The sequence below is a fragment of the Bifidobacterium sp. VU/mBH4 (B4) genome (assembly GCF_058199535.1).
The window spans coordinates 172,438-191,760 of record NZ_JBVPQJ010000004.1 but is presented as its reverse complement, the minus strand read 5'-3'; the positions used below and the strand labels follow the sequence as shown (position 1 = coordinate 191,760).

The following is a 19,323-nucleotide window of genomic DNA, read 5'->3' as shown; positions in this document are numbered from 1 at the left end:
AGGGATTCCAATGGAGGTTGTCATTCGGTATGATGCGCTGACACCGGAATTATACGAACGTGTACGTTCGACGGCTGGTTTTCACCCTTATTCATCAGTTGACGTAAGAGCCGCTCTATCTGGCGGTTATTGCTCGGTTGTGGCCGAGGCGGATGGTGAACCAGCTGGTATTGGCCGTGTCGTTGCCGATGGACGTATAGCCTTCTTCATCAAGGATCTTGTGGTGCTGCCTCATTATCGTCATCAGGGTGTTGGCAGTGCTGTTCTTCAGGCTTTACTTGATCGAATCAGCCAAGACGCTTGCGAGCATGCTTACGTGGGGCTTATGGCCACTCCCGGCAAGGAAGGCTTCTACGAGGAATATGGCTTTATTCGGCGGCCTGGTCCGGAACTAGGAAGCGGGATGGTCCGCTTTCTGGATGGTACCTATCGGTCGCAATTGTCAACTGGAAGCAAATCAAAGGAGCAGGAATCATGAATCCAACACCAGTCATTATCGATACTGATCCAGGAATTGACGATGCCGTCGCCATTGCCCTGGCGCTATTTTCGCCTCAGCTGGATGTGCGATTGATCACCACAGTGGCCGGCAATGTCGGCTTGGACAAGACGACACCGAACGCTCTGCGGCTGTTGACGTATTTTGAGCGCCGCGTCCCAGTAGCCCAGGGGGCACCTGCGCCTCTGCTGGAACCTTTCGTGGATGCTAGCGATATACATGGAAAGACGGGAATGGAGGGCTTTGACTTCCCAGAGCCTGATCGTTCTCTGTTGCTGAAGGAAAACGCAATCGAGGCCATGCACAGGGAAATCATGGATTCGTCCGAACCAATCACCCTGGTGACTATCGGACCGTTGACAAATATCGCCCTCCTGCTCAAAGTGTACCCCGAGGTCACCAAGGGAATCGGACGAATCGCTATGATGGGCGGCTCCACAGCCCGCGGCAACCGCGGTGTTATGTCCGAGTTCAATGTGGCCACAGATCCGGAGGCTGCAGCCATTGTATTCGGGGCGGGAATCCCCATCGTTATGGCAGGTTTGGATGTCGGTCTTAAGGCTCTGGTCATGCCCGAGGACAGTGCTCAGCTGCCCGCGATGGGGAAGGTGGGCACAATGACCCACGACCTATTCAAGAAGTACCGCGGAGGAAGTTTTGCCACAGGTCTGAAGATGTACGATCCCTGCGCGGTCGCATGCATCCTGGCCCCCGAGCTCTTCGAGTTCGCCGAGACCTCTGTTGAGGTGGAGCTAGGGCAAGGTCCAACCCGTGGCTGCACAGTCGTTGACCTGAAGGGCTATCGGAAGCGCACAGCCAACGCTTCCGTGGCTGTCGATGTAGATTCCGAGGGATTCCGGGCATGGTTCCTGGACGGTATGAGCAAGTGCATTTGATTACAAGGACCAAGATCAAGAAAGAGAGAATTACAAGGTGATTGCGGAAATCATTCTGGTTCTGGTCGTCTTGGTGGCGATCGGGTACCTAATCATCAAGAAATACAATCCGGCCCTGACCCTGATTATCGGGGGCCTGGTCCTCCTCCTGGGTGCCTGGGCACTGGGACATCCTCTGTATGCCCCGGGCAAGGGGACCGGTTTTGGCCTCTTCGATGTGTTCATGGTGTTCAAGGACACTATTTTGGACCAGCTCAAGGCTGCAGGTCTGGTCATCATGGTCCTGTTCGGCTACTCGGCCTACATGAACACCATCGGGGCCAACCAGGTCGCCGTTAACTACATGGTCAAGCCTCTGCGTCACATCAAGCACAAGGCACTCATCGTGCCGGCGGTTTTCCTGCTGGGTAATGTTATGTCTCTTGTTATTCCCAGTGCATCCAGTCTGGCTATCATCCTCATGTCCATCCTTTACCCAGTGCTGGTAGGCATGGGCCTTTCCTCACTGACGGCTGCGGGTGTGATTGCCTGCACAGCTACAATCATGCCCACTCCTCTGGGTGCTGATAATGTTATCGCCGCCAAGACACTTAAGTTCGATCTGATTGAATATGTTGGCAACAACGCCAAGATCGCCATTCCTTCCCTACTGATTATGGCCTTGGCCCACTATATCTGGCAGAAGTGGTGCGATCGTCACGAGGAGAGCACGGGCGTCGCCGACTCGGTCGAGCACGATGCGAAAGCTGTGCGTGACACAACAGGGATTCCCGGATACTACGCTTTCCTGCCCCTGCTGCCCCTCATTCTGATCCTGGTCATCGGTATCGCGGCCATGTTCATCAAGGGTCTGACCATGGATATCGTGGTGCTGACCTTCATCTCCTTCTTCATTGCGGTCATCATCGAGGCCGTCAGGCACCGCTCCTTCAAAAAGATCCAGGGATCGGTCGTCGAGATGTTCGCCGGTATGGGTCGTGGCTTCAGCCAGGTGGTCATCCTGGTCTGCGGCGGCTCCCTCTTCACCACCGGTGTTCAGAAGCTGGGGCTGATTGATGCCCTGACCCACTCGGTGGAGGGTTCCACCGGAGCTGGCCTGACCGTGGCTCTGATCTTCGCCCTGGCCACCTGCCTGTTCGGCTTCCTGTCCGGTGGCGGTCTGGCCATGTTCTACGCGGTCATCGCCCTGGTGCCCGGAATCGCTGCTGCCGCAGGCGTCAACGGCATCCTTATCGCCATGCCCATGCAGCTGATCGCCAACCTGGCCCGCGGCATATCCCCGGTTGCGGCAGTTATTATGATCGTGGCGGCCAGCATCAAGGTGGAGCCCACCAAGGTGCTCAAGCGGACCAGCGTGCCCAGCATCGTGGGCATCATCAGTGTATTGGTCTTGTCGGTCTTCCTGCTACCCTACTGATTACTGTTGTAAACCAAGCCAAGGCCTCCCTTGTGTCGATGCAGTCGATCTTGGGAGGCCTTTAGTCGATTTTGGCATAACCCACTTATTCAGACTGTTTTATTCATATTGATTTACAGAAGTGACGACTGGCGTAACTGTATTTGTGTCCATAAGAAGACGTGGATTGTGTTTAGGATCCCTTGGAGGTATCAGGACGCTTACCCTAAATACAGAATGCACAGTGCCGGTGTACTTTTGATAAAACCGATGAGTGATTCTCGGCTGCTGTCGTGCTCATATGACATTCAACAAGGACTCCGGGTTATGCTTAAACTGTTACACACTTGGTCAATTCAGAAAGAGTCTTTATGGGATTTGTGACTATTCGCGATGTGGCACAAAAGGCAGGCGTATCCATCGCGACCGTCTCGCAGATCTTGCACGGAAAAGGCCGATTTTCCAAGAAAACCAAAAAATTGGTCATGAACACGGTTGACGCTTTGGGATATATTCCTGACTCAAGGGCCCAGGCCATCCGTATGTCTGATTCTAAGATGGTCGGTTTGCTGGTACCTGATTTGCGAAACAGATATTTCGCAGATCTGGTCAGTTCCATGGAGAATATTCTCTACGAAGAAGGCTTCAACACACTTATCGGTACTTCTGCCGAAAGCGTGGAACGTCAGGACTCATTCATCACCAATATTTTAGGACAGAGATTTGATGGGTTAATTATTATTCCACAAGGAGTAGAATCCGCAGGTTTGAAGGCTCTGGTAAAGCGCAATATTCCCACGGTCTTCGTAGATCGTCGTGTGCCCGGTATGGACACAATTCCATATGTGGTTTCAGATCCAAGGCCAGGTCTGGTGGAGGCGATGCATGCCCTTTATGCCGACGGACATAGGAAAATCGCTTATCTTGCTCATCCATCCCTGAAGTCCTTTAGCTTGAATGAACGTGCGGAAGCATTTAAAAAGTTAAGCCCTCAGTTCTTCGGAAAGTCGGGTTCTCTGATTCTGTCCAGCGACGGCAAGAACGGATCGCTGGAAATGGAACTGAACCGGATTGAAGAATTTGGAGCCACTGCACTCATTTTCGGGTATTCGCCTGATGCTATCAGCTGTTTGGGCATTTTCCATGATCGTGGGATCAAAATAGGTTCCTGCATGTCGCTTATTTCTTTTGATGACATTGATGTCTTCAATCTTATGACGCCCAGAATTTCGATTATCTCCCAGCAGGCCGAGAAAATGGGGCGCAGAGGAGTGGAGATGCTACTCGAACTGATAAGGAATGGAGTAAGTGGTATGGGCGCTATGGTGAGTATTCCCACCATTTTCATTCATCGCGAATCGGTAGGGCCGGCTCCAGCCTCGGCCTCACATGACTGAATGGAATTTGAAAAGTGATTCATGTCTTGCTTCGGCCCACTCACTAACTGGACAATATCTTTTTCCCATTCTAGGGATGCTAAATATTCAATGAAACCGGTGCCGATATGCTTATCGGCACCGGTTGGTAGTTCATGGGGCTCACAAGTCGAACAAATTGTGGTCAAGAACGTATTGTTTGTTACTTGCTCTCGCCATAAATCTTCTTGTTGAAAGCGAAGTAGATAAGAAGACCAACGACAATCATGCCTGCATCAATCAGGAAGAGGTTGGAATAATTGGCGGCGAATCCCGTAGTTCCGTTGATGCTACCTGTGGAGAGGGTTGGGGAACTCATCAGACCGCCTATGATGGCGATACCAATGGAACTGGAGACGTTCATAGCCAGGTCGTTCATGCCTACGCCGCGTCCAGACTCATCCTTAGACAGGGTGCCAAGAACTGTTGAGACCAGCGGCGAGTAGAGGAAACCGCCTCCACCGTAATAAATGCAGCCTGCAATGGTCAAAGCAATCGGTCCTAAGTTGACGCAGAAGACGGCAAGAACAAAGCCGAGTATTTTCATGCAGCCCGCAGTGATGATTGCGGCCCGACGACCGATCTTGCCAACGATCCACCCTGAGCAGATTCCTACAGTGGCCCCTACGACGAAAGCCCAGACGATGTGCAGTGATACCTGTGAAGTGGTCAGGTGGAACACCTTGGTGCTTATTCCGTTAAAGAGCGGGGAGAAGGAATAGTTGGGCAGATAGAAAAGCAGAAGCAGAGATATTGCCATCAACCAGCGTTTGTTGCGGAAGAAAGCCGGAGTTACGAAGGGATTGCTTGCCTTGTGGATGTATACTGCGAAAACGATGAAAAGAGTAGCAGAAGCAGCAAGCATCCACCAGCTCTTGTAGGAGAAGAAGAGGGTAATGAAAGCTGTGGCCAGGCCGAAGATCGTGAAGCCGACCACATCGACTTTTTCACCGTTTCCAGTTTTATTTGGAAGATTCTTAAGAAGAAGGGGTAGGAAGAGTACAGTCACGGCCGGAATCAGGAATAGATACTGCCAATGAATCGAAGTTAAGAAGCCCGCAGCGAAGACGCCGATGGCTGCCGAGATCTGATATCCAGCGGTAAAGATCCCAAAAAATATGACCTTAAGAGAATCCTTAAGATATTTTGTTGCCACAACCAAATAAACGGAGCCGGCCACCTGCTCGCCAGCCGTCTGGATAGCTCGAGCTACAATGACCGTCCATATATTAGCAGTGAAATAGTAGTTGGCTACAAATCCAAGAACTGAACCGAATACCAGCAAGGTAATGCCTACAACTACCAATTTTTTGAGTGAGACGAAATCTCCCAGAGAGCCGTAGATGAAGCATACGATACCGAGAACAATACTGGGAATCGCTGTTATCAAGGAGGCTTGCCCTGGTGCTCCAACGCTTTCTCCAATTTCCTGGAAGACCAGATTGAATCCTTGTAGGCATAAAGTACCCAGGACGAAAGTGATGAGCAGCGGAATTAAGGCTTTGACAGCCATGTCGCTTGTTATTTCCGCCTGTTGAGAGGAACTCTGTGATGGTGAGCCGTTTTTGGCTGCAGTCGTGCTGTCTGACATGATTGCTCTTATTCTCTCTTTATTATCTATATCGATTAATAGGTTTACCGGTGTCTGGCTTCATTGCTGGTCAGAGACAACTAGGGAGGTTCTGGTCATGAATTCATGCAGGAAACGCTCCACATCTACCTTGATGGCCACTTGGGTGGTCTTGGTGGCATCGTTGAGTCTATTCTTGTCTCCAATAGTTCTTCCTCTAGTGGCTCCGTCAGTCTCAACTTTCAAGTTGACACCCAAGGTCTTGACCAATGTGGGATCAACGGCTACTGCCACGGCCAGGGGATCATGTAAACCGCAACCTCCCAAGCCCGGAGACGTAAGCTCATAGGCGTGGATGTAGTAATCCGTCATGTCGCTAAGAAAAGCGGCGGCAGGGGTTCCCAGCGCTCGCCATTGCTTGGTTTCATTTGTCGTCAGCAAAGTTTGCAAGGTAACGTCAAGACCCACCATGGTGCATTGGGCTCCGGATGTGAACAGTGCATTAGCTGCTTCGGGATCTTGAGATATGTTGGCTTCACGCCATGGCGCCACATTGCCTGTAACCGTCAGTGCGCCTCCCATGATCACGATTCCTCCCATGATTTCCTTGATGGAAGGGTCCTGTTTCACGGCCGCGGCGATATTGGTCAGTGGTCCCGTAGCTACATAAGTCAGATCTTTGCCGTACTTATGAGCTGAATTGATAATAAAGTCGATCGCTGATGATGCTTCTTGGCAGCGAGGCGAATCAGGTATTGTTACATCGCCGATTCCATTTTTACCATGGATCAGCCGTGATCCCTCCAAGACCTCGAAGGTGTTCTTGTTGGTTGCATGGGGTAGACCAGCGTAAACAGGGACTTCTGCATGACCAAATAAATCGGTGATAGCCAGGTCGTTGCGGATTCCTTGGCTCATGGTTACGTTGCCGTAGGTTGCTGTAATACCGATCAGTTCTACCTCTGGGCTTCCAAGAGCGTAGGCGATGGCAAGGGTGTCATCAATTCCGGTATCAAGATCGAGTATGAACTTCCTCAATTGTTAGCCTTTCCAATAGCAGCAATGAGTGAATACAAAGCATCTGCGCTCCCTCTAAGCATCTTTGCCTCACTTGCATTCTTTAAAACAAAGAAGATAAAACCTTTTATCGTCTCTGTGGTGAATAAATTATCAAACTGGATTTAACTTGTCAAATTTCTGGGTGAAAGAGGTGAGGAGCAACAGATCTTCATAGGTGTTTCCGCAAGGTGAATGAGCGGGAAGAAATGGTAGATGGGTGGTGTATTCTTAACAAGCAATGGGCCTTGATCCGTCATCAGCGGGGAGCCCTCGGAAGAACGGGCTCGCTTGCGGCGATCCTCAGTAGAACCGACGGGTGGGCCCGCACAGCCCAGTTCAAGCGGTCCGGCGTGGGTCATTGCCGGGCAAGCGAGGTGGTACCGCGGTGGGCCCCATGGGTCCCTCGTCCTCGACATGGCGACATGAACGACCAGCGAGGAGCGTGAACGGTGAATCAGACCACTGATACCTCAGATGCGACAAAACGGGATGGCGAAGTCTATCCCAAGGCGGTGGTGGACCCGGCTCTGGCCAAGGTGACGCCCAATCCTTCCTTCCCTCATATGGAGGAGTCCGTTCTGGACTACTGGGACCATGACGACACTTTCAACAAGTCAGTGGATCGTCGTCCGTCCGGCGATCATGCCGACAATGAGTTCGTCTTCTTCGACGGCCCGCCCTTCGCCAACGGCCTGCCCCACTATGGGCACCTGCTGACCGGCTACGTCAAGGATGTCATTCCCCGCTACCAGACCATGAAGGGCCACAAGGTCAAGAGGGTCTTCGGCTGGGACACCCACGGCCTGCCTGCCGAGCTGGAAGCACAGCGCGAGCTCGGCATCGACAGCGTGGATCAGATCGAACAGATGGGCATCGAGAAGTTCAATGACGCCTGCCGCGCCTCGGTGCTCAAGTACACCAGCGAGTGGAAGGACTACGTCCACCGGCAGGCCCGCTGGGTGGACTTCGACCACGGCTACAAGACCCTGGACGTCTCCTACATGGAGTCGGTCATGTGGGCCTTCAAGACCCTCTACGAGAAGGGCCTGGCCTACGAGGGCTACCGGGTGCTGCCCTACTGCTGGAAGGACCAGACCCCGCTGTCCAACCATGAGCTGCGCATGGATGCCGATGTCTACCAGGACCGGCAGGACACCACCGTCTCCGTGGCCGTCAAGCTCAGGGACGAGGACGCCTATGCGGTCTTCTGGACCACCACCCCCTGGACCGTCCCCACCAACCTGGCCATCGTGGTCGGCGCTGACATCGAGTACTCGGAGGTCAGTCCAGTGTCGGGGCCCTTCGCCGGCAAGCGCTTCTACATCGCCACGGCCCGCTTGGGCGATTACGCCAAGCAGCTGGGGGAGGACTACCAGGTGGTCCGCACCCTCAAGGGGTCCCAGATGGAAGGTTGGCGGTACTGGCCGGTCTTCCCCTACTTCGCCGGAGAGCAGGCCGAATCCGAGGGTGGCACTCCTGGTCCCAATGCCTATACCATCTACACGGCCGACTACGTCGACACGGTGGAGGGCACCGGCCTGGTCCACCAGGCTCCCTATGGCGAGGACGATATGAACACCCTGAACGCCAAGGGCATCCGCAGCGTGGACGTGCTCGATGCCGGGGCCGTCTTCACCGAGCAGTGCCCGGACTACCAGGGCCTGCAGGCCTTCGAGGCCAACATGCCCATCGTCCGCAACCTGCGAGCCGGCGACGGCCCCCTGGCACAGATCCCGGCCGAGCATCGGGCCCTCCTCTTCCAGGAGAAGAGCTATGTCCACTCCTACCCCCACTGCTGGCGTTGCGGCACCCCGCTGATCTACAAGCCGGTCTCCAGCTGGTTCGTCTCCGTGACCAAGATCAAGGATCGTCTGCTGGAACTCAACCAGCAGATCAACTGGATCCCCGGAAACGTCAAGGACGGCCAGTTCGGCAAGTGGCTGGCCAACGCCCGCGACTGGTCCATCTCCCGCAACAGGTTCTGGGGCTCGCCCATTCCGGTCTGGGTCTCGGACGATCCCAAGCACCCCCGGGTGGATGTCTATGGATCCCTGGATGAGCTCAAGCGGGACTTCGGTCGCTATCCGACCGATGACAAGGGGCAGATCAACATGCATCGGCCCTGGATCGACCAGCTGACCAGGCCCAACCCCGACGACCCCACCGGCAAGTCCACCATGCACAGGATCACCGATGTGCTGGACTGCTGGTTCGAGTCGGGCTCCATGCCCTTCGCCCAGTTCCACTACCCCTTCGAGAACAAGCAGTATTTTGAGGACAGGGATCCCTGCGATTTCGTGGTGGAGTACATCGGCCAGACCCGTGGCTGGTTCTATACCATGCACATCATGTCCACGGCCCTCTTCGACCGCCCGGCCTTCAAGAATGTGATCTGCCACGGCATCGTCCTAGGCTCCGACGGCCAGAAGATGAGCAAGCACTTGCGCAACTATCCGGATGTGAACGAGGTCTTCGACAAGTACGGATCCGATGCCATGCGCTGGTTCCTGATGAGCTCTTCCATCCTGCGCGGCGGCAACCTGGTCGTCACCGCCGATGGCATCCGTGACACGGTCCGCCAGGTCATGCTGCCGGTCTGGAGCTCCTACTACTTCTACACGCTCTACGCCAACGCGGCCAATAAGGGCGCCGGCTACCAGGCCCAGGCGCTGACGCCGGACCGGGTGGCGAGCCTGCCGGAGATGGACCGCTTCCTGCTGGCACGCACCCGTCGGCTGATCCAATCGGTGCAGAAGGCCCTGGACGACTTCGCCATCTCCGAGGCCTGCGATGCGGTGACCGACTTCATCGATGTGCTGACCAACTGGTACATCCGCAACAATCGCGACCGCTTCTGGAGCGAGGATCACCAGGCCTTCGACACCCTCTACACGGTTCTGGAGGCCTTCGCCCGCGTTCTGGCCCCCCTGGCGCCCATGGAGGCCGAGCAGATCTGGCGGGGCCTGACCGGCGGTGAGTCGGTCCATCTGGCCGATTGGCCCTTCCTGGCCGATGAGGCCACCGGTCAGGAAACCGAACTGGGACAGGTGCTGCGTGACGATCCTGCCCTGGTAGTTGCCATGGAGAAGGTCCGCGAGGTGGTTTCGGCCACCCTGGCCCTGCGCAAGGCCGAGCAGATCCGCGTCCGTCAGCCCCTGTCCCGGCTGACCGTGGTGGTTCGTGACCCCGATGCGGCCCGCCCCTATGTGGCCGTGCTCAAGGCCGAGCTGAACATCAAGGATGTGGAGTTCTGCACCCTGGATCAGGCCGGCCAGCATGGTCTGCGAATCATCCACGATCTCAAGGTCAATGCCCGTGCGGCCGGACCCCGGTTGGGCAAGCAGGTCCAGTTCGTCATCCGGGCCTCCAAGCAGGGCGACTGGTCAGAGCAGGACGGCCATGTGGTCGTCACTACCCCCGATGGTCCGGTGGCCCTGGAACCCGGTGAATACGAGTTGGACAACCGGATCGAGCAGGAGGATGGCTCCCGGGCCGACTGCTCGGCCTCTGCAGCCCTGCCCACCGGAGGCTTCGTCATACTCGACACCCAGCTGGACGACGACCTCCTGGCCGAGGGCTATGCCAGGGATCTGATCCGCCAGGTTCAGGATGCCCGGAAGACCGCCGGTCTGGACATCGCCGACCGTATCCGGCTGACCCTGACCCTGCCCGGGGAGGATGCCCCCAAGGCCCAGCAGTTCAGCGACCTGATCACAGGCGAGACCCTGGCCACCAGCCTGACCGTCAACGCTGGCGATGTGGACCAGCCACAGGTCGACCTGGTCAAAGCCTGATCATCGTTGCATACAAAGGGCTTCCATCCTGTATCGGATGGAAGCCCTTTGCCATAAGCTCTGCCTGGCTCGGTGCTCGTCTGCGCCACGCTTGGCCGTGCTGCCGGCAACCGCGATGGAGTACCGGCTGCTTGCTGATCAGCCCTTGACCTTGTCGCTGACCTGGTTCAAGGTCTGCATATCCTGGTCGCTCAGTTTCAGATGGGCAGCGGCCAGAAGGGCCGGCAGCTGCTCGGGGGTGCGTGCAGAAGCGATAGGGGCTGCAATCCCGGGCCTATGGTTGAGCCAGGCCAAGGCCACGGTGGCCAGTTCGACCCCATGGGCCTTGGCGATGCCGTCCATGGCAGCGACCACATCCAGACCCTCCTGAGTGAAGAAGTCCTTGACCATGCCCTCGCGCTGCTTGCCCTTGAGGTCGTCCATGGTCCGGTACTTGCCCGTCAGGAAGCCCGAGGCCAGCGAGAAGTAAGGGAAGACCGCCAGATCCTCGTCCTTGGCGACCTGCATGAGGCCATTCTCATAGTCCGTGCGGTAGACCAGGTTGTACTGGGGCTCCAGGGCCACCGGCAGGGTCAGGCCCTCCTTGCGTGCAATGCTGAACCATTCGCGGATTCGGTCCGGGGTGTAGTTGGACAGGCCGATGGCCCGAACCTTGCCCTCCTTGACCAGCTTGTCGAAGGCTGCCGCAGTCTCCTCCAGGGGGGTGGAGCTGTCGTCGAAGTGGGCATAATAGAGGTCGATCGCATCCAGGCCTAGCCTGAGCAGGGAGGCGTCGGCAGCGGCCTCGATGTTCTTGGCTGAAAGACCGGAGTATTGGGGGTGCTGGCTGACCTTGGTAGCCACCAGGACCTTGTTGCGGTTGCCGTTCTTGGCCAGCCAGCGGCCCAGGACGATCTCGGACTCGCCGCCGGAGTGGCCTGGGGCCCAGGCCGAGTAGACGTCAGCTGTATCGATCAGGTTGCCCCCGGCTTCCGTGTAGGCGTCCAGGACCTGGTCAGACACAGATTCGTCGCTGGTCCATCCGAAGGTGTTGCCGCCCAGGACCAGGGGGAAGATTTCGGCGTCAATGCCGCGTAGTTTTGCCATATTCATCCTTTCGGGTTGAAGGCTCGTAAAGCCGAGTCTATTACGGCTTGAGCGCCCGAACCGATTGTTCAGACGAGTCCATCATGTATGGTGATGAGAGGAAAGACCGGAATGGTGGGGTTTTCAGGTCCGGCCCCAAGGGTTTTAAGCTCGAAGGAGAACACTCATGCATCTGGGCATCGCCATTGTGATCGCCGTGCTGGTCCTGGCGCTGATTATCTTCCTCCTGGGGATTTTCGTGGTGCCCCAGCAGCAGGCGGACGTCATCGAGCGCTTCGGCAAGTACCATCGGGTGGCGCTGGCGGGCATCCACGCCAAGATCCCCCTGGTGGACCGGATAGCCGCCAAGACCAATCTGCGGGTCAACCAGCTGAACGTCAAGCTGGAGACCAAGACCAAGGACAACGTCTTCGTCACTGTGGAGGTCTCCACCCAGTTCCGGGTGGAGGCGGCCAACGTATCGACGGCCTACTACGAGCTGGTCGACCCGGCGGGCCAGCTGCGCTCCTATATGGAGGACGCCCTCAGGTCGGCCATTCCCGCCCTGAGCCTGGACGACGCCTTCGCCCGCAAGGACGATATCGCCTCCGATGTGCAGCAGACCGTGGGCCAGGAGATGCAGCGCTTCGGGTTCTCGGTCATCAAGACCCTGGTCACGGCTATCGACCCTTCTGCCCAGGTCAAGCAGGCCATGGACTCCATCAATGCAGCCCAGCGCGAGAAGGAAGCCACCAGGGAGCGCGCCGAAGCCCGTCGGATCGAGATCGAGACCCAGGCCAGGGCCGATGCCGAGAAGACCAGAATGCAGGGCGAGGGCCAGGCCAACTACCGGCGGGAGATCGCCAACGGCATTGTGGATCAGATCAACAGCCTGCGGGCCGTGGGCATGGATATCGATGCCGTCAACAATGTGGTGCTCTTCAACCAATATCTGGATGTGATGCGCTCGTTGGCCGAGTCCGACAATGCCAAGACCCTGGTTCTGCCGTCGGCTACCCCCGGCGGCTACAACGAGCTCTTCAACCAGATGACCGCAGCGCTGATGACCGCTCAGAGCACCCAGGGGAGTGCGGATCCCCGCCACGGCCGCAGGAGCGCCGGCGCAGAGGGCGGGGTCGGGACGCCGGCTTTGTAAGGCCGTGTCCTAAGAAGCAATTTCCGCATGGCAGATCCTGCGGGGTCGGGTTTCAGCTTTTCAGGAAGTCGGCTATGGCCTCGGCGGCCCGATAGCCCTTGTCGTACATGGCGTTGAGTCCCTTGAGCGACTTGCTCAGCGTGGTCAGCCCACACAGGCTGTCCGGGGCCAGGATAAGCACTTGGCCCTTCTCCTCGGCCTGCTTGGCCAGGGCCACCTCGTCGTTGTAGGTGCGGTAGCGCTCCATCAGGCGCTCGCCGGCCGCCGGATATGACCTGGCCAGGATCCGTGCCGGCAGGACATCCTTCTTCTGTTCGCGCAGAATATCCCTCTGGCGGGTCAGGACCAGGACGATGCGCTCGTAGCCCTCGTCCATGGCCTTGCGGACCGGGACCGGGTCGGCGATGCCGCCGTCCAGATAGGGCACCCCATCGATCATGTAGGGCTTGTTGGCCACCGGCACGGTGGATGAGGCCTTGAGGATGTCATAGTTGTCTTGGGCCAGGTCGGACTTGTCAAAGTAGACGGTGGATCCGTCAGTGGCCTTGCAGGCGACTACGGTGAACAGGGCCGGATTGGCCTTCAGAGTCTGGTAATCCAGCGGGCATTCCCCGTCGTGGGCCGACAGTTTGCCATAGACGTAGTCCAGGTCGACGAAGGTGTGCTTGGTCAGGAAGTTGCTCACGCTCGCGTACTCCTTGCGGGAGGAGTAGACGGTGTAGAAGCGGTAGCAGCGTCTGAGCTGGCCCGACAGGAATGAGGCCAGATTGGCGCTGCCGGCCGAGACCCCGTAGCAGTGATCGAAGGTGATGCCCTGCTCCATGCAGCGGTCGAAGACACCGGCGCCGAAGATGGACCGGTAGCCGCCGCCTACGTCGATGACGGCTGTTCTTTTGCGTGCCATGGGCACCTCGTTTCCTGACAAGTATCCGCGCTTGATGACAGCTTATGCGTGAACGTAGGACAAGCTGTTCAGGGGCGGCAGGAGGCCAGCAGCCGCTTGGACAGATCCAGCATGGCTGGTGAGGAATCAGAGTTGGCGATCTGTACGCTGCCGGGGCCCGGGCCCGGGTTGAGGGCATCGGCTTGGGTCAGCAGATCCTTGAGGCGGCGGGCCGTTCCAGGGTTGCCGTCGACCAGTGCCAGGCCCGGCGGGCAGATGCGAGCGATGGATTGTCGGAAGAAGACGAAGTGGGTGCAGCCCAGGACCAGGGCATCCAGGGTCTGCAGATCATAGGGGTCCAAATAGCGGTGCAGGGTGGCGTCGACCAGGGCCTGGTCGTTCAGCCTGTCAGACTCCACAATGGTCACCAGGTCTGGGCAGGGCTGGGTCAGGATGGTGTGCCTGCCGGAGAACCGTGCCATCAGGCGTGAGAACTTGGCCTCCTTCAAGGTCAGCGGGGTGGCCGTGACCAGTACGCGTTGGGGTCGGCCTCCGCCACGTGTGCAAGCCAGCTTCAGGGCCGGCTCCATGCCGATGACCGGGACCGGGTAGCGTCGGCGCATGTCATCCACGCAGACGCTGGTGGCGGTGTTGCAGGCGATGACCATGGCCTTGACGCCCTGGTCCATGAACCGGTCGCCAATGACCTGGCAGCGCTGGGTGATCTGGACCGGCTTCTTGATGCCATAGGGGGCGTAGGCGGAGTCGCCAAAGTAGAGCAGGTTTTCTTGAGGAAGGAGGTTGCGGATGGCTGCGGTGACGCTCAGACCGCCGAGTCCGGAGTCGAAGATCCCGATCGGTGCATCTGATGTCATCTGATCCGCTCCTTTCGCAGCCGAAGAACCACCCTAGCCTGTCGCCGAAGGGCCGTACGCTACAAGCATGAGTATTCCCCGGACTGTTTACAAAATGCAAGCCACCGGCAACGATTTCGTGGTCTACGCCGATCCCCGGGGGGATCTGGAGCCTACGGCCGACCAGGTGCGCTGGCTGTGCGACCGTCATTTCGGGGTCGGGGCCGACGGGGTCATCCGGCTGACCCACCCGGCCGATGTCAGCGACCTGAACCAGGAGCAAGTGGATGCCTGCGACCGTTTCGGCTGCCAGTGGTTCATGGACTACCGCAACGCGGACGGATCACTGGCTCAGATGTGCGGCAACGGGACCCGGGCTGTCACCCTCTTCGCCCAGAAGCAGGGGCTGACGCCGACTATGGAAGGTGCCTCCTTCCTGCTGGGGACCCGGGCCGGGGTCAAGCGGATCGTCTCGCGCAGTCCGATGAAGTGCGACGGCGAGCATGTGTTCAAGGTCAAGGTCGGGGCCTGGCGGATGGGTCCGGTGGGGCAGCAGCTGGTCGACGGCGGCGCCCTAGGAGGCTCGGCTCCTGGCACCATGGTGGATATGGGCAATCCTCATGCAGTCGTTCTGACTGCAGTCGCTGCCGAATTGGAGTCTAGCGAGCTGCCCGGGACCGTGACTGATCTGCTGGCTAGGACTGATCTGCCCGATCCGGGCGATCTGGACCTGTCGGCCCCGCCGAGGGTCAGGCCTGGGCTGGCTGAGGGGCAGAATGTGGAATTCCTGCGTCTGGATGCCCTGGATGCCGACAACGGCAGCGGTCGGGCCACCATGAGGGTCTATGAACGTGGCGTGGGCGAGACCCTGTCCTGCGGGACCGGTCTGTGCGCCAGCGGCGTGCTCTTGCGAGCCCTGACCGGGGTCGACCATTGGACCATCCAGGTGGGCGGGGGCCGTCTGCAGGTGGACGTGGATTCTCAGGATGTGTGGCTGACTGGACCGGCCGGAATGGTCGCCCGTCTGACCCTGGAGCATGTGCCAGACTGCTGATCAGCCGAAGAGGGCGGATCCTTCCACAGCCAGGACGATAGTGGCCAGGGCGACCAGCCAGACCAGGTCGATCATCAGATCGAAGTGCCGCTGATAGTATGTCTGCAGCCATCCCGACCTCTTGCGCGGCAGACCCTGCTGGATGACCGTGGCGTGGCTGAAGGCCATGAATTGCAGACTGGTGGCGAAGGTCATGACCAGGCACCAGGGGCAGAGGGCGTGGATGACGAAGAGCGACTGGGTGAACAGCCAGAGCGCGTAGGCCAGAGCGGCAAGCGAGGCCAGCCAGGTCCCTGCCGCCAGCAGCGCAGGCATCTTGATTCGGCACAGGCCCACTACGGCCAGCGTCAGGAAGACGGCCTCGGCGATCAGCCCCAGGAAGGCATTGGGGATCGGCAGGGTCCCAAGGCGGATCAGTTCGGCCTGGGGGGACTGGGCCACGGCTGAGCAGGAGACCACCGAGTTGATGTCACAGCTGAGCTGGCCCTGGGGGTGACGCGCCAGCTGAAGGGTTTCCGCTGACAGGACCAGGCTGGCGTAGAGCGCCGCAAACGAGGTCAGGGCGGCGATCAGATAGCTGGAAGGGGCTGACGAGGTCGGTTCGCTCATGGGGTCCATCACCTCAATGGTCGGGAGGGTTCTCTGAGACGGGAACGCGTTCACGAGTTTAGGATGGAGGCATGACGCATGAGGATACTGGCACGGTCTCCGGCTGGGACCTGCACTGCCACACCGTGTTCTCCGACGGCACCGTGACGCCCCGGGGGATGGTCGAGCAGGCGCAGCAGCTGGGACTGGAGGGTCTGGCCATCACCGACCATGACACCAATGCGGGCTGGGATGAGGCCCGTCGGGCGGCCCAGTCCCTGGGAATGCCCCTGCTGCCGGGCACCGAAATCACTGCGCAGGACGGCCGCGTCTCGGTTCACATGCTGGCCTACCTCTACGATCCCAAGGATCCAGTCATCGCCGGGCTTTTCGCCAAGACCAGGGAGGCCAGGCTGACCAGGACCAGAACCATGGTCGAGCGGATCTCCCGGGATTATCCGATCACCTGGCAGGATGTGCTGGATCAGGTCAAGGAGGGGTCGAAGACCACGGTGGGCCGCCCGCATATCGCCGATGCCCTGGTCAAGGCCGGTGTCTATGCCGACCGGAGCCAGGCCTTCGCCGGGGTCTGCTCCTCCAGGAGCGTCTACTACCTGCCTACGCCCTCGCCGACCACCCACCAGGTGCTGGCGGCCGTCAACCACGCAGGCGGTGTCCTGGTCGTCGCCCATCCTGGTGCGGTCAGCCGCAATCCCGTCCTGCTCTCCGACCAACAGATTGCCACGCTGGCCAGAGAGGGACTGGGCGGACTGGAGGTCTGGCATCGGGACAATCCGCCTGAGCAGCGTCGACGGCTCTTGGCCCTGGCCCAGCGTTGGGGGCTGCTGGTGACCGGAGGATCGGACTGGCACGGCCAAGGTAAGCCCAATCGCATGGGGGAGAACAGCACCAGTGGCGAGGTGGTGGCCCAAATCGTGGACAGGGCCCGGGGGAGCCGTCCGGTGGCCTGGAAGGGTTAGCGGATACGGATCGGGGGCGGTCGGACCACAAGGATCCAGCCGCCCCCGTCAGGCGATCACAGTCTCAGTCGGCGGAGCCTCCCAGGACACCGAAGCCGACCGGATGGGTGGTGTCTGAACCGACCACTGCGTAGCCCAGGGACTCCTTGGGAACGATGATGTGTCGGCCCTTGTCGTCCACCAGATCGATGGGTCCGCCCTCGTTCAGGGCCTGGGCGATGTGGGCAGCCACCTCATCCGCCTTGGCATTGGTGCTGAAGTTGACCGTGCGGGCCACATTTTTGATGCCGAATTCGATATCCATTGCTACCTCCAAGGTTGTTCTCCGTCGCCTAGACCGGCCGGTTCACGGATCTTCCAGTCTCATTATTCGCTGGCCCGGGTGATTACGCTCTAAGCGTCTCCCTGATGCTCCTCTTGCGCAGACCCGGGTTCCGACGGCGATGCCGAGGTCTGTCCGTCTGCAGTGAGCGTCGGGGTCTGCTCGGGCAGGGGCTTTCTGGGAATGACGACGGTCTCAGCCTGATCGCTGGCGAGGGCTTGAGCTGACGAGGCATCATGCGGCTGGGAAGCGGCCTCTCCTGACTGAGCGGGGTTCGAGGACTGGTTGTCTGCGGCCGGGTCGCCCATTGCGTCCTTCGGATTCGCCTCGCCATCCGCATCCTCGTCGCTAGTGGCTGGGTTGCCGATGCCGCGGAAGTGATCGCTCAGGCCTGACTGCTCCTCTCGGGGAGTAGGGGTAACAGCTGGTGGCTTGGATTGATCGTCGGTGCCGATGTCTGTGCTCTGGGCCTGTCTGATGGGCTTATTCCTGGCATCGGAATGGTCCATGGCGGTCTGGGTCTGAGCCAGGTCAGCCATTTCTGCCCTGCTGATGGCGATGGTGGCCGAGCTTTCATCCGAGGGTTCAAAGGAAGGTTCCTTGGACGGGGCAGTTGCATCTGCCGCGGCGGGGCCCTGCGCTGAGGCCGGATTCTCGGCATTGTCGTCGCCCAACAGGGTGCCCACGGTGATGGTGGAGGGTGCGCCAGCGGGTGAGGGGCTTGGAGTCTGCTGCTGCCGGCGGGCGCGCTGGCCCTGCTGATGATCACCCAGCTGCTGGGCCAGACGCTCCACCTGGGCCTTGAATTGGATGATCCGTTCGTTGTCCGCATGATCCAGGGCGGTGATGAAGTCGCCCACCTGCTCCATCTGTAGCCAGAGGTTGGCCCTGAGCATGATCAGGTCGTCCAGCCGGGCCCCCATCATCCTGCCGTAGGCTGCGATGACGGCGTTGCGGCGGGACCCGTCCAGCTTGGCGAAGATCCAGGCCAGGTCACGGGCAGGATCGTTGACCTGCATGTCCTGCCAGCCGTAGACCCCGCTGAGCCCGGAGCCCGCGTAAAGCAAATCGCCGTCGGAGAAGCCTCCGTGTACGGTGCAGGTTTCAAAGGACCAGAGCCCGTCGGTTGCCACGATGGAGGCCCAGGAATCAGTGATTTCCTTGGGCACGTGGCCATCCATGCGCAGCCGCTTGATCCATCCTCGCAGCTGGGCCGCGATCTGGGCGGTGGAGAAGGCCGGATAGCCGTGGGTTTTCAGAAAATCAGGGCGCACCCGGTGGATGGCGCCGATGGCGGTGCCTGCGGCGGTGCATTCGTTCATGGTCAGCAGATGGAGGGGACGGATTCGGCCTGGGCAATGAGTCATGACGGCAACAGCGGTGGTGCCGGTCGGACTGTCCGCCTTCTCGCCGGGCTGGTAGGCCAGGATGTGCTCGACCTTGAAGCCCATGGCCGCCATCTCCTTGGCATCGGCCAGGGCTTGAGCTGCCTTGACCCGAGCGGCCAGCCGGCGTTTGCCGGCTTCCGAGCTGGTGGCCCAGACGTCGTAGACGTTGCCGGTCGCGTCCTGGACCACGGCGCAGTCCACGCCCTGCGCACGGTCCAGGCTGCTGAGCTGGTCGCAGTCCCGCGCGCCGGTCATGGGCACCTCGGGCATGGCGGCCGACGCCAGGGCGGCCAGGGTCAGCTTCGTTCGTTCACTCACATTCTCAAGGATAATACAAGGACCGTTGTGGATATGGTTGTCCACTTGACCACATGGGCACGCCGCCGCCGGTTCCGGTACCGGCC

The 19,323-nt window shown here is 59.1% G+C and carries 16 protein-coding genes; 8 read left to right on the top strand and 8 right to left on the bottom strand.

All coding sequences use genetic code 11. The annotated features are described in order from the left end of the window. Positions 1-10 precede the first annotated feature (10 nt). The 4 genes from AC0AII_RS06615 (at position 11) to AC0AII_RS06600 (ending at position 4,188) form a co-directional block, all read left to right on the top strand. Positions 11-478: a GNAT family N-acetyltransferase gene (locus tag AC0AII_RS06615; protein WP_490446558.1), complete on the top strand. Its 468-nt coding sequence runs from the start codon at positions 11-13 to the stop codon at positions 476-478. Continuing rightward, positions 475-1,395, top strand: a complete 921-nt coding sequence (gene rihC / locus AC0AII_RS06610) for a ribonucleoside hydrolase RihC (protein ID WP_463318732.1) — start codon at positions 475-477, stop codon at positions 1,393-1,395. Before AC0AII_RS06615 ends, rihC begins: the two co-directional genes overlap by 4 nt. A 37-nt stretch (positions 1,396-1,432) precedes the next feature. After that, positions 1,433-2,812, top strand: a complete 1,380-nt coding sequence (gene dcuC, locus AC0AII_RS06605; RefSeq protein ID WP_463318733.1) for a C4-dicarboxylate transporter DcuC — start codon at positions 1,433-1,435, stop codon at positions 2,810-2,812. A 350-nt stretch (positions 2,813-3,162) separates the two neighbouring features. Further along, positions 3,163-4,188 carry a LacI family DNA-binding transcriptional regulator gene (locus AC0AII_RS06600; protein ID WP_490446557.1) on the top strand — a complete coding sequence of 342 codons (1,026 nt, stop codon included), beginning with the start codon at positions 3,163-3,165 and terminating at the stop codon, positions 4,186-4,188. A gap of 181 nt (positions 4,189-4,369) precedes the next feature. Here AC0AII_RS06600 and AC0AII_RS06595 read toward each other — a convergent pair whose 3' ends face one another. Next, positions 4,370-5,797, bottom strand: a complete 1,428-nt coding sequence (locus AC0AII_RS06595) for an MFS transporter (protein ID WP_490446556.1) — start codon at positions 5,795-5,797, stop codon at positions 4,370-4,372. A gap of 60 nt (positions 5,798-5,857) precedes the next feature. Then, on the bottom strand, positions 5,858-6,814 hold the full coding sequence (locus tag AC0AII_RS06590; protein ID WP_313842144.1) for a nucleoside hydrolase: 957 nt from the start codon (positions 6,812-6,814) through the stop codon (positions 5,858-5,860). A gap of 470 nt (positions 6,815-7,284) precedes the next feature. Here AC0AII_RS06590 and ileS point away from each other — a divergent pair, with 470 nt between their 5' ends. Then, the gene (gene ileS, locus AC0AII_RS06585) at positions 7,285-10,629 is read left to right on the top strand and encodes a mupirocin-resistant isoleucine--tRNA ligase (protein ID WP_490446555.1); all 3,345 of its coding nucleotides are present in this window, start codon (positions 7,285-7,287) and stop codon (positions 10,627-10,629) included. A 138-nt stretch (positions 10,630-10,767) separates the two neighbouring features. On the opposite strand, the gene AC0AII_RS06580 is transcribed toward ileS, so the two are convergent. Further along, entirely contained in the window at positions 10,768-11,715 is a 948-nt protein-coding gene (locus AC0AII_RS06580; RefSeq protein ID WP_490446554.1) for an aldo/keto reductase, read from the bottom strand. Between the two features lie 166 nt (positions 11,716-11,881). On the opposite strand from AC0AII_RS06580, the gene AC0AII_RS06575 reads away from it, so the two are divergent. Further along, positions 11,882-12,850: an SPFH domain-containing protein gene (locus AC0AII_RS06575; RefSeq protein ID WP_490446553.1), complete on the top strand. Its 969-nt coding sequence runs from the start codon at positions 11,882-11,884 to the stop codon at positions 12,848-12,850. A gap of 52 nt (positions 12,851-12,902) precedes the next feature. Here the strand turns inward: AC0AII_RS06575 and AC0AII_RS06570 are convergent, their stop codons facing one another. Continuing rightward, positions 12,903-13,754 carry a patatin-like phospholipase family protein gene (locus AC0AII_RS06570; protein ID WP_490446552.1) on the bottom strand — a complete coding sequence of 284 codons (852 nt, stop codon included), beginning with the start codon at positions 13,752-13,754 and terminating at the stop codon, positions 12,903-12,905. A 68-nt stretch (positions 13,755-13,822) separates the two neighbouring features. Next, complete coding sequence (murI, locus tag AC0AII_RS06565) at positions 13,823-14,608, bottom strand: glutamate racemase (RefSeq protein WP_490446551.1); 786 nt, start codon at positions 14,606-14,608, stop codon at positions 13,823-13,825. 67 nt (positions 14,609-14,675) lie between these two features. On the opposite strand from murI, the gene dapF reads away from it, so the two are divergent. Further along, positions 14,676-15,641 (top strand): diaminopimelate epimerase, encoded by a 966-nt coding sequence (dapF, locus tag AC0AII_RS06560; protein ID WP_490446550.1) that lies wholly within the window; start codon positions 14,676-14,678, stop codon positions 15,639-15,641. On the opposite strand, the gene AC0AII_RS06555 is transcribed toward dapF, so the two are convergent. Continuing rightward, positions 15,642-16,250 carry a vitamin K epoxide reductase family protein gene (locus AC0AII_RS06555; RefSeq protein ID WP_490446549.1) on the bottom strand — a complete coding sequence of 203 codons (609 nt, stop codon included), beginning with the start codon at positions 16,248-16,250 and terminating at the stop codon, positions 15,642-15,644. It lies immediately after the preceding gene. Positions 16,251-16,321: 71 nt separating this feature from the next. Here AC0AII_RS06555 and AC0AII_RS06550 point away from each other — a divergent pair, with 71 nt between their 5' ends. Beyond that, complete coding sequence (locus tag AC0AII_RS06550) at positions 16,322-17,209, top strand: PHP domain-containing protein (RefSeq protein WP_490446548.1); 888 nt, start codon at positions 16,322-16,324, stop codon at positions 17,207-17,209. A 64-nt stretch (positions 17,210-17,273) separates the two neighbouring features. On the opposite strand, the gene AC0AII_RS06545 is transcribed toward AC0AII_RS06550, so the two are convergent. Together AC0AII_RS06545 and AC0AII_RS06540 are read right to left on the bottom strand one after the other, a co-directional pair. Beyond that, a complete protein-coding gene (locus AC0AII_RS06545; RefSeq protein WP_144085453.1) occupies positions 17,274-17,513 on the bottom strand; it encodes a DUF3107 domain-containing protein in 240 nt (79 codons plus the stop codon). Positions 17,514-17,602: 89 nt separating this feature from the next. Continuing rightward, on the bottom strand, positions 17,603-19,237 hold the full coding sequence (locus AC0AII_RS06540) for a phosphotransferase (RefSeq protein ID WP_490446547.1): 1,635 nt from the start codon (positions 19,235-19,237) through the stop codon (positions 17,603-17,605). Positions 19,238-19,323 lie beyond the last annotated feature (86 nt).

What these genes read in the sequence shown, in the direction of transcription:
- rihC (WP_463318732.1), top strand. Translation starts at nt 475, where the DNA reads ATGAATCCAACACCAGTCATTATCGATACTGATCCAGGAATTGACGAT.
- AC0AII_RS06595 (WP_490446556.1), bottom strand. Translation starts at nt 5,797, where the DNA reads ATGTCAGACAGCACGACTGCAGCCAAAAACGGCTCACCATCACAGAGT.
- AC0AII_RS06600 (WP_490446557.1), top strand. Translation starts at nt 3,163, where the DNA reads ATGGGATTTGTGACTATTCGCGATGTGGCACAAAAGGCAGGCGTATCC.
- AC0AII_RS06555 (WP_490446549.1), bottom strand. Translation starts at nt 16,250, where the DNA reads ATGAGCGAACCGACCTCGTCAGCCCCTTCCAGCTATCTGATCGCCGCC.
- murI (WP_490446551.1), bottom strand. Translation starts at nt 14,608, where the DNA reads ATGACATCAGATGCACCGATCGGGATCTTCGACTCCGGACTCGGCGGT.
- AC0AII_RS06615 (WP_490446558.1), top strand. Translation starts at nt 11, where the DNA reads ATGGAGGTTGTCATTCGGTATGATGCGCTGACACCGGAATTATACGAA.
- AC0AII_RS06575 (WP_490446553.1), top strand. Translation starts at nt 11,882, where the DNA reads ATGCATCTGGGCATCGCCATTGTGATCGCCGTGCTGGTCCTGGCGCTG.
- dapF (WP_490446550.1), top strand. Translation starts at nt 14,676, where the DNA reads ATGAGTATTCCCCGGACTGTTTACAAAATGCAAGCCACCGGCAACGAT.
- AC0AII_RS06550 (WP_490446548.1), top strand. Translation starts at nt 16,322, where the DNA reads ATGACGCATGAGGATACTGGCACGGTCTCCGGCTGGGACCTGCACTGC.
- AC0AII_RS06580 (WP_490446554.1), bottom strand. Translation starts at nt 11,715, where the DNA reads ATGGCAAAACTACGCGGCATTGACGCCGAAATCTTCCCCCTGGTCCTG.
- AC0AII_RS06570 (WP_490446552.1), bottom strand. Translation starts at nt 13,754, where the DNA reads ATGGCACGCAAAAGAACAGCCGTCATCGACGTAGGCGGCGGCTACCGG.
- AC0AII_RS06545 (WP_144085453.1), bottom strand. Translation starts at nt 17,513, where the DNA reads ATGGATATCGAATTCGGCATCAAAAATGTGGCCCGCACGGTCAACTTC.